Below are 8995 nucleotides of genomic sequence, written 5' to 3'. Positions count from 1 at the left end.
AGCGACAGCCTACCTCTGACTGCCGCCAATCTTTGCAACAGAGCCCTCGGCATCGCCGCCGCAAGCGCGGTCGAGACGCCGACGAAACTCATATGGAACGCCACCGCCAGCGCGCCAGTCGGGTTCTACACCGTCGAGCCGGCAGACCGGATCGACGTGCCCGAGCTGGTCGCCATCATGCCGCCCGAACCGCTCGCCGCCTTCATGGTCGAGCGCGGCTATATCGCGCGAGGCGTCCCGCTCTTGAAGCGCGTCTTGGGCCTGCCCGGACAGCGGGTTTGCCGCGCCGGCCGCACGATCACGGTTGACGGGATCGAGATGGGCGAGGCGCTGGAGCGCGACAGCCTCGGCCGCGATCTGCCCGTCTGGCAGGGCTGCCGCGTCATCGGCGGCGACCAGCTTTTCCTCATGAATTGGGAAGTCCGCGACAGCCTCGACGGCCGTTATTTCGGACCCATACCCGCAGCTTCCGCCATCGGCCGAGCGGTTCCGCTCTGGACCGATGAGGAAGGCGTCGGCCGCTACGAGTGGCGCGCGCCGACGCACTGAAACCACCCCCCCCGAAAACCAACCACAGGAGATTTCCCATGGCAGAGATAGGCACCTTCACCCGCACCGAAGCCGGCTATGCGGGGGAGCTTCATTCGTTCGGCCTCAGAGAACAGCTATTCATCGTCCCGGCCAAGCCGAGCGACGTGAAGAACGCACCCGACTATCGCGTGCGCCTCGGCAGCGAGGACGGCCCGGACGCCGGCCCCGCATGGAAAGACTCCAGCGAGAACGCTGGCGAGTTCGTGTCGATGCGATTGGAGGGGCCAATCTTCCCGTCCCCGATCCGCGCCAAACTGTTCCAGTCCAACGACGATCCTTCGGTCTGGACCCTGCGTTGGAAGCACGCCCGGAAGATCGAGGATGAGGAATGACAGCCGCGCGCGTTCGGCCCGCAATCCGGTCAAAGATCGGCATCCCTTTGTTCGCGGAAAAGCCGTCTCATCCCTTCGTCCCGCTCGGCGACCAGACGGCCGGCGCGCGCAGCGAAGGTCAGGGGCGGCCCCCGGCCGGCGCTTGCGCCTTGCCCTTGACCGCAGCGAGCACGCTGGCAGGCTGGCGGCGAAGCGGAGACAGGCCGGCATGGCATTATGTCGTCCTGCTGCTGGCGGGGGCGCTTTCCGTCTGCATAGGACCGGGCGTCGCCGTCGCGCAATCCGCATCGGTCGAGCGCCCGGCCGTTGCCCATCCGTATGCGGCGCACATCGTCGAGGCGTCGCAGCGGTTCGGCATCCCCGAGCACTGGATTCGTGCCGTGCTGCGCGCCGAAAGCGCGGGCGATGTGCGCGCCATATCGTCGGCCGGAGCGATGGGATTGATGCAGGTGATGCCCGACACATGGGCGGGCCTGCGCGTCCGCCATGGCCTCGGCCGCGATCCCTACGACCCGCGCGACAACATCCTCGCAGGCACGGCCTATCTGCGCGAGATGTTTGACCGCTACGGCAATGTCGGCGCGATGCTTGCGGCCTATAACGCCGGCCCCGGCCGCTATGACGAGCACCGCACGACGGGCCGCCCGCTTCCCGCCGAGACACGCGCCTATGTCGCCGCGCTCGCCCCGATCCTTGGCGGCGCGGCTCCATCGGATGCGCCGTTGCAACCACCGGCACCGCCGCCCGACTGGCGCGAGGCACCGCTATTCGTCATGCGCCCGGACGACACGCGAGCTGCCGCCGCGCCGCCGTCCGAGGTGCAAACAGGCGACGGCCGCGCCCGTGCGGAGCCGCAGGACGGCAGCATTTTCGTGGCGAGCGCCAGCGATGGGAGAACCCCATGAGGGCGGCGTTCCCGCGCTCGGCGGCGCTGGTTTCGGCATCTGGTCGGGCAGGTTTGCGCCCGGCAGGATTCCCGGCAGGAGGGGCAGAAAAGACAGAAAGGGCGGAGGGCAAGATTAAAGAAGACGGCACCATGTCGGGCCGCTTCTGGAAATTGTTGTTGTCTGCACACTGGTTAGGTGGCCGGTTCCGGCACCATGGTTTTGAGGGGCCGCGTGCCGCGATTTTGCGCAAAGCCTTGGCTTTGCAGGGTTTCAAGCGGCACCATAGGCGCAGATCGGCGGTTTTCCGGCGGTTTGGGCTGGAGTCGCGCCCTTGAGCGCCGACGACGAAAACCGCTTCCGACCGAAGCCCGGCCGCATCCGATCCGACACGCCGAAGGCTGGCAAGACCAAGAGCTTTTTCACGCAGGTCAGGAAGATCACCCGGCAGCATCAGGCGGCAGCCTCCCGCGACCCTTCCATGCCGTCATCCGCCCGCCCGTCATCGTCGGGCCGGTCCCGTGCCGTGGTCGCCAGCGGCAAGGGCGTGAAGCGCGGCCGGGGCGCGAGCTTCGTGCGTGCCCGCAATATCTCGGGCAACTGGCATCATCGCCAGCCGGGCAGCCGCCGCGTCATCGTCAAGCAGCGCAGCGTCAGGGCCGCATTGAAGGGCGGCCGTGCCCGTGCACATCTGCGCTATGTCCAGCGTGACGGAACCTCACGCGACGGCGAGCGGGGCCGGCTCTATTCGGCGACCGAGGACCGCGCCGATGGCGACGCCTTCCTTGATCGCGGCAAGGACGACCGCCACCAATTCAGATTCATCGTCTCGCCCGAGGAGGGGGCGGAGCTGTCGGACCTCACGGCCTACACCCGCGATTTCATGAAACAGGTGGAAGCTGACCTTGGCACCAAACTCGATTGGGTTGCCGTCAATCACTACAACACCGGCCATCCCCATGTGCATATCGTCGTCAACGGCCGCGACGATATGGGCGGGGATCTAGTCATCAACGGCGACTACCTTTCCGCCGGCCTGCGCGAACGCGCCAGCGAGCTTGCCAGTCTCGAACTCGGCCCCGTGACCGAGATCGAGCAGGCCCGCAAGCTATCCGCCGAGATCGACCAAGACCGTTTCACCCGGATCGACCGCGCCATGGTCGAGGAAGCCGATGCCCGTTTCCTCGACCTGCGCCATGAACTGGCAGAGCCGAGGCGGCAGTTCGAGCGCACCTTGCGCCTGCGCCGCCTTACCAAGCTGGAGAAGATGGGGCTGGCGACCGAGCACGCGCCCGCCGTTTGGGAATTGAGCAAGGACATGGAACCGGCCCTGCGCGAGCTAGGCGAGCGTGGCGACATTATCCGCACCATGCAGAAGGCGCTCGGCCCGCAGGCAGGCGAACGCGATCCCATGAGCTTCCAAATCCATGACGGAGCGCCCGAGACGCCTATCGTCGGCCGCGTCGTGGACAAGCACCTGTCCGACGAGTTGGGCGAGAACCTGACAATCGTGGTGGACGGGATCGACGGTAGGACGCACCACATCGCCGGCATCACGCCCGAGCGGCTGGAGGACGCCCGCATTGGCAGCGTCATCCAGATCGGCCCGGCCGAGGTGGCACCCCGGCCGTCCGACCGCACCATCACCGCCATCGCCGAGGACGGCATCTATCGGCCGAGCCGCCATCTGGAGCAGGCGAAATTCGAGGGCCGCGTTCCCGGCGGCGACGATGAGGGCTATATCGATGCCCATGTCCGGCGGCTGGAGGCGCTGCGCCGGGCCGGCATCGTCGAGCGCATCGACGCCGACCAATGGCGCATCCCAGATGATCTGGTCAGCCGCGCGGCTGATTACGATACCGGCCGCGACCGGCAGGCCAGCGTTCGCGTGCTTTCCCCGGTTGATCTGCAAAGGCAGATACGTTCGGACTGCGCGACATGGCTGGACCGGCGATTGGTCCATGGCGAAACGGCCGACCTTGCGCCGACCGGCTTCGGGCAACAGGTCCGCGAAGCCATGGACCAGCGCCGCGAGCATCATATCGAACAGCGCGACGCCACGCGCAACAGGGACGGCCGAATCTTCTACCGGCGCAATCTTCTCGCCACCCTGCGCGAGCGGGAAGTTGCGCGCGCCGGTGCGGAGATGACCGAGGGCAAGGCGCTGCCGTTCCGCGCCGCCAAGGATGGTGAGAGTGTCAGCGGCAAGTTCACCGGGACTGTCCAGCTAACGAGCGGCAAGTTCGCCATCGTGGAAAAGAGCCACGAGTTCACCCTTGTCCCGTGGCGGCCGATCATCGACCGCCAGCTCGGCCGCGAGGTCGCGGGTATCATGCAGGGCGGTTCGGTGTCGTGGCAGTTAGGGCGGCAGCGGGGGTTGGGGCTATAGGAGCCAACGATACCGCATTGCAACGCAACAACTAATTCGATAAGAGCTGCTATTCAATTTCGTAATCGTGGAGCCATCAGCATGGGAAATTCCAAGTCAGCAGACAAGTAAGCCGCAACATCAGAATTGTTGTTGCGGCGCTCTGTAAGACCAATCCCATCTGATTGCTGACGAGCAGACGCTGCCCGGTATCCTTAATCGAGCGGTTGATTCGTCATGACCACCACACGCCCCGCGTGGGCCTATACGCTGCCGGCAGCCTTGCTGCTTATGGCTCCCTTCGACATCCTCGCCTCGCTGGCGATGGATATTTATCTTCCAGTCGTTCCGGCGATGCCGGGCGTCCTGAACACGACTCCATCCATAATCCAACTCACGTTGAGCCTCTACATGGTGATGCTCGGTGTGGGCCAAGTGATCTTTGGGCCACTCTCCGATCGCGTCGGGCGACGGCCGATCCTGCTTGTAGGCGCAACGGCTTTCGTTGCTGCGTCTCTGGGAGCGGCTTGTTCTTCAACTGCATTAGCCTTTGTTGCGTTTCGTCTGGTTCAGGCTGTTGGAGCATCGGCCATGCTGGTGGCCACCTTCGCGACCGTGCGCGACGTATATGCCAATCGTCCCGAAGGTGCCGTCATCTACGGCCTTTTCAGTTCGATGCTGGCGTTCGTGCCTGCGCTCGGCCCTATAGCCGGTGCGCTGATCGGCGAGTTTTGGGGATGGCAGGCGATCTTCATCACACTGGCTGCACTGGCTTCGCTCGCACTCTTAAACGCCAGTTTCAGGTGGCATGAAACCCGACCGTTGGATCAGGCCAGAACGCAACGATCTGTTTTGCCGATCTTCGCGAGTCCGGCCTTTTGGGTTTACACGGTCGGATTTAGTGCCGGCATGGGCACATTCTTCGTTTTCTTCTCGACAGCCCCCCGTGTTCTCATAGGCCAAGCCGGCTATTCCGAGATCGGATTTAGCTTGGCCTTCGCGACTGTCGGGCTGGTCATGGTCACGACAACCCGCTTCGCAAAGTCCTTCGTTGCCAAATGGGGTATCGCGGGATGCGTAGCGCGCGGGATGGCGTTGCTCGTTTCCGGCGCGATCCTGTTGGGGATCGGCCAACTTTTCGGATCGCCGTCATTTTTCAGCTTCATCCTGCCGATGTGGGTTGTCGCGGTCGGCATTGTCTTCACGGTGTCCGTTACCGCCAACGGCGCACTTGCGCAGTTCGACGACATCGCTGGATCAGCGGTTGCGTTCTACTTCTGCATCCAAAGCCTGATAGTCAGTATCGTCGGGACATTGGCGGTGACGCTGTTAAACGGCGATACAGCGTGGCCCGTGATTTGTTACGCCACGGCAATGGCAGTGCTGGTGTCGTTGGGGCTGGCGCTCCTTCGATCCCGTGATGCTGCCACCGAGAAGTCGCCAGTCGTCTAGCCGACGACTGGAAGCAAGCCCGCTTTGATGCGGCGCAATAATCTTCGAAACCTCGTGAATGGCGGTATCCTGTCTGGCAAGATACCGCTCATTTCCCTTGTCCCGTGGCGGCCGGTCATCGACCGCCAGCTCGGCCGTGAGGTCATGGGCATCGTGCAAAGCGGATCGGTGTCGTGGCAGTTGGGGCGGCAAAGGGGCATAAGCCTCTAATCTGTTGTAGATGAACGCAGCCGCTCGAAACCAGCGATGAGGCTGTCGAGTCCGAAGTTGAACGCAGCATCCATGCCGTCTGTTTCCAACTCGTGAAACAGATCGTGCAGGAAGGACGACGGTGCTTGCTCGGACACATCTGGCCTGTCCGGAACTCTCTCATCGGCATCAGATGCCTGCTGCTCGAGAACGGAACCGACCACATAGTGACTGACCGCCCGGAGCGCCCAAACGGCGCGCTTCGGACAAAAGCCCTCCGCGCAGAGAAAGCGTATTTGCGTCTCGGCGGTGCCAAAATTCGGTTCTGTCGGTCGAGTGCCGGCATGGATACGCGCGCCGTCGCGATAAGAGAGCAACGCCGTTCTGAAGCTCAGGGCATTCTCTTTCAGGAACACCCGCCAGTCCTCATTCTCTTCGGGTAGCGAGCGGGTATGGCGTTCCGCCAGCATCGCCTCGGCGAGCGCATCAAGCAGCGCTCGCTTGTTCTGGAAATGCCAGTAAAGCGCAGGCTGCTGAACCTTGAGGCGTTCAGCGAGCTTCCGCGTCGTCAGGCTGTCCATGCCAACCTCGTTCAACAGCTCTAGCGCCGCCGCGATCACGGTGCCCTTGTCCAGTTTGGTCATTCACGTTCCTTCGCCAGTGCTTGACAATTTATCAGCGATAAGTTCTATGTCCATCTCCTTATCGTTGATAAAGTCGCTCCATTGAGCGGCGCTGGAGTTTCAGGTGCGCAGCTCTGCCATCATTGCCCTGCTGATCGTGGGTCTTGACGCCATGGGTCTCGGCCTCATCATGCCCGTCCTTCCGACGCTTCTGCGTGAGCTTGTGCCAGCAGAGCAGGTCGCTGGACACTATGGTGCCTTGCTGTCGCTCTATGCATTGATGCAGGTCGTCTTCGCGCCCATGCTTGGACAGCTTTCGGATTCTTACGGTCGGCGTCCGGTACTTCTGGCTTCTCTTGCAGGAGCCGCAGTCGATTACACGATTATGGCATCAGCGCCGGTCTTATGGGTGCTCTATATCGGCCGACTCGTGTCCGGCGTCACGGGCGCAACCGGAGCTGTAGCAGCCTCAACCATTGCCGATTCGACGGGGGAAGGTTCTCGCGCACGCTGGTTCGGCTACATGGGGGCCTGTTATGGGGCGGGCATGATTGCCGGGCCAGCACTTGGTGGCATGCTCGGTGGTATCTCTGCTCATGCCCCGTTTATCGCCGCCGCCCTTCTCAACGGGTTCGCGTTCCTGCTTGCCTGCATTTTCCTCAAGGAGACTCATCACAGCCATGGCGGGACCGGAAAGCCGGTTCGCATCAAACCATTCGTTCTGTTACGGCTGGATGATGCATTGCGCGGGCTAGGTGCGCTTTTCGCAGTTTTCTTCATTATTCAACTGATCGGCCAAGTGCCTGCAGCCCTATGGGTCATATATGGCGAGGACCGTTTTCAGTGGAACACCGCGACCGTTGGTTTGTCGCTCGCGGCGTTTGGGGCAACACATGCGATCTTCCAAGCGTTTGTTACCGGCCCGCTTTCAAGCCGGCTTGGAGAGCGGCGCACGCTGCTGTTTGGCATGGCTGCGGATGCGACTGGCTTCGTTCTTCTGGCTTTTGCCACGCAGGGATGGATGGTGTTCCCGATTCTGTTGCTGCTTGCCGCCGGGGGTGTTGGCATGCCGGCCTTGCAGGCAATGCTCTCAAACAATGTCAGCAGTAACAAGCAAGGGGCTTTGCAAGGAACGCTAACGAGCCTCACCAATCTAAGCTCTATCGCAGGACCGCTTGGCTTCACAGCACTCTATTCTGCCACCGCCGGGGCATGGAACGGTTGGGTTTGGATTGTCGGCGCGATCCTCTATTTAATATGTCTGCCAATACTACGCAGACCATTCGCAACTTCATTGTGATTTAGTCATGGCGATTTGGCATGCGTAGACTTAGGAGAAATGACGGATTAAATCTGTTGAGCAATCATCTCCTTTCGGGGCGAGTGCCAATGATGACCTTAGTTCACACTCTCGCTGTCGCCGAATATCTCAACTTCCGTCACGCCGCCAACGCGCTCGGCGTTGCACAGTCCAGCGTCAGCGCCCGCGTGAAGGCACTGGAAGAAGACCTCGGCATCCTCTTGTTCGAGCGTCATGCGCGCGGCGTTCGGCTGACCGAGGCCGGACGCCATTTCGTCGAGCGGATAGCCGTAGGTATTGACCAACTCGACCATGCGGTGAAAACCGCCGGCATGGCGGCAGCCGGAGAAAGCGGCCGGCTTCGTATCGGTATCCATGCCCTGATTCCGCATAGCTTCCTCGCAAAGCTGATCGGCCAATACCGCAAGGATTACCCCGATGTTGAAGTCGAGATCGCCGAAGGCCCGGCCCGTGAAGCGGTGGTGCAGCTTCGCGCCGGCAGGTTGGACGTGGCGTTCGTCGCGGGCACGCCCCAACCACCCGACTGCCATTCCCGTCGCACATGGACCGAACCGCTCTTGGCGGTGCTACCGGAACGGCATCCGCTCGCCAAGCGGTCAGCCGTCACATGGCCCGATTTGGCAGGCGAGACGTTCCTTGTCAGGCATGGCGGCACTGGACCGCAGGTTCATAGCCATATCGTGCTACGCCATGCCGAGCGCTGGCCTGCGCCGTCGATCCTGCGCTTCGACGTGGGGCGTGGCACCCTTTTGTCTTTGGTCGGACAGGGCTTTGGCATCACCATCGTCGGCGCGGCCACGGCGCTGTTGCCGACAAACGGCATTGTCTTTTTGCCCTTCACCGACGAGCCGGAGCCGGTCGCCTTCTCGGCTGTCTGGTCGCCGTCCAATCGCAGCGCGGCGCTTCGCAACCTGCTCAGCCTCGCCAACGACATGGGCCGGAAGGTCTGCACGGACTACCGTTCGATACTACCACGGATAGCGAAGGCGTGAGCGACAAGTCCACCGGCACCGTACAATTATCCAGCAGCCAGTTCGCTGTGGTTGAAAAGAGCCATAAATGCACCCTTGTCCCGTGGCGGCCGGTCATCAACCGCCAGCTCAGCAGCGAGGTCTGCGCGGGCAGATAGGACCGGCGCTATAGGATCAATGCTCTATTCGACCTTCCTCTCAAAAGCGTTATCTGACCATCGTTGCGTAGCGAACCGAAGTGTTTGCGGAAGCACAGTCCGGGAC

9 protein-coding genes and 3 pseudogenes are annotated in these 8995 nt (G+C 62.5%); 11 read left to right on the top strand and 1 reads right to left on the bottom strand.

Features of this window, described 5'->3' with window-relative positions; genetic code table 11:
- Window positions 1–15: 15 nt before the first annotated feature.
- The 8 genes and pseudogenes from NDI72_RS20960 to NDI72_RS20930 form a co-directional block, all read left to right on the top strand.
- Window positions 16–549, top strand: coding sequence for a S26 family signal peptidase (locus tag NDI72_RS20960; RefSeq protein WP_283801674.1), 534 nt, complete (start codon window positions 16–18; stop codon window positions 547–549).
- 38 nt (window positions 550–587) lie between these two features.
- A complete protein-coding gene (locus tag NDI72_RS20955; protein ID WP_100650080.1) occupies window positions 588–923 on the top strand; it encodes a DUF736 domain-containing protein in 336 nt (111 codons plus the stop codon).
- Window positions 920–1828, top strand: coding sequence for a lytic transglycosylase domain-containing protein (locus tag NDI72_RS20950; RefSeq protein WP_134726876.1), 909 nt, complete (start codon window positions 920–922; stop codon window positions 1826–1828). Before NDI72_RS20955 ends, NDI72_RS20950 begins: the two co-directional genes overlap by 4 nt.
- Window positions 1825–2145: a hypothetical protein gene (locus NDI72_RS20945; protein ID WP_100650078.1), complete on the top strand. Its 321-nt coding sequence runs from the start codon at window positions 1825–1827 to the stop codon at window positions 2143–2145. The genes NDI72_RS20950 and NDI72_RS20945 overlap by 4 nt, the downstream gene beginning before the upstream one ends.
- 143 nt (window positions 2146–2288) lie before the next feature.
- Window positions 2289–2789 (top strand): annotated as a pseudogene (locus NDI72_RS22145) (relaxase/mobilization nuclease domain-containing protein); the annotation flags it as partial.
- 9 nt (window positions 2790–2798) lie between these two features.
- Window positions 2799–4196, top strand: a complete 1398-nt coding sequence (locus tag NDI72_RS22010) for a DUF3363 domain-containing protein (RefSeq protein WP_425467042.1) — start codon at window positions 2799–2801, stop codon at window positions 4194–4196.
- A gap of 216 nt (window positions 4197–4412) precedes the next feature.
- Window positions 4413–5627 (top strand): chloramphenicol/florfenicol efflux MFS transporter FloR, encoded by a 1215-nt coding sequence (floR, locus tag NDI72_RS20935; protein ID WP_084929431.1) that lies wholly within the window; start codon window positions 4413–4415, stop codon window positions 5625–5627.
- A 93-nt stretch (window positions 5628–5720) separates the two neighbouring features.
- A pseudogene (locus NDI72_RS20930) lies at window positions 5721–5837 on the top strand (DUF3363 domain-containing protein); the annotation flags it as partial.
- Here NDI72_RS20930 and tetR(G) read toward each other — a convergent pair.
- Entirely contained in the window at window positions 5834–6460 is a 627-nt protein-coding gene (gene tetR(G) / locus NDI72_RS20925) for a tetracycline resistance transcriptional repressor TetR(G) (RefSeq protein WP_000163574.1), read from the bottom strand. The pseudogene NDI72_RS20930 and the gene tetR(G) overlap by 4 nt on opposite strands.
- A 103-nt stretch (window positions 6461–6563) precedes the next feature.
- Between tetR(G) and tet(G) the strand changes: the two genes are divergently transcribed.
- The 3 genes and pseudogenes from tet(G) to NDI72_RS20910 all read left to right on the top strand — a co-directional run.
- The gene (tet(G), locus tag NDI72_RS20920) at window positions 6564–7739 is read left to right on the top strand and encodes a tetracycline efflux MFS transporter Tet(G) (protein ID WP_001257840.1); all 1176 of its coding nucleotides are present in this window, start codon (window positions 6564–6566) and stop codon (window positions 7737–7739) included.
- 89 nt (window positions 7740–7828) lie between these two features.
- Entirely contained in the window at window positions 7829–8752 is a 924-nt protein-coding gene (locus tag NDI72_RS20915; protein ID WP_028657710.1) for a LysR family transcriptional regulator, read from the top strand.
- Window positions 8689–8874 (top strand): annotated as a pseudogene (locus NDI72_RS20910) (DUF3363 domain-containing protein); the annotation flags it as partial. The gene NDI72_RS20915 and the pseudogene NDI72_RS20910, both read left to right, overlap by 64 nt.
- Window positions 8875–8995: the final 121 nt, after the last annotated feature.

Origin of the sequence: Nitratireductor sp. GZWM139, from assembly GCF_030068685.1 — a bacterium.
GTDB lineage: Bacteria > Pseudomonadota > Alphaproteobacteria > Rhizobiales > Rhizobiaceae > Nitratireductor > Nitratireductor aquimarinus.
This window is presented reverse-complemented; position numbering and strand designations above follow the sequence as displayed.

What these genes read in the sequence shown, in the direction of transcription:
- NDI72_RS20915 (WP_028657710.1), top strand. Translation starts at nt 7,829, where the DNA reads ATGATGACCTTAGTTCACACTCTCGCTGTCGCCGAATATCTCAACTTC.
- NDI72_RS20955 (WP_100650080.1), top strand. Translation starts at nt 588, where the DNA reads ATGGCAGAGATAGGCACCTTCACCCGCACCGAAGCCGGCTATGCGGGG.
- NDI72_RS22010 (WP_425467042.1), top strand. Translation starts at nt 2,799, where the DNA reads ATGGGCGGGGATCTAGTCATCAACGGCGACTACCTTTCCGCCGGCCTG.
- NDI72_RS20945 (WP_100650078.1), top strand. Translation starts at nt 1,825, where the DNA reads ATGAGGGCGGCGTTCCCGCGCTCGGCGGCGCTGGTTTCGGCATCTGGT.
- floR (WP_084929431.1), top strand. Translation starts at nt 4,413, where the DNA reads ATGACCACCACACGCCCCGCGTGGGCCTATACGCTGCCGGCAGCCTTG.
- NDI72_RS20950 (WP_134726876.1), top strand. Translation starts at nt 920, where the DNA reads ATGACAGCCGCGCGCGTTCGGCCCGCAATCCGGTCAAAGATCGGCATC.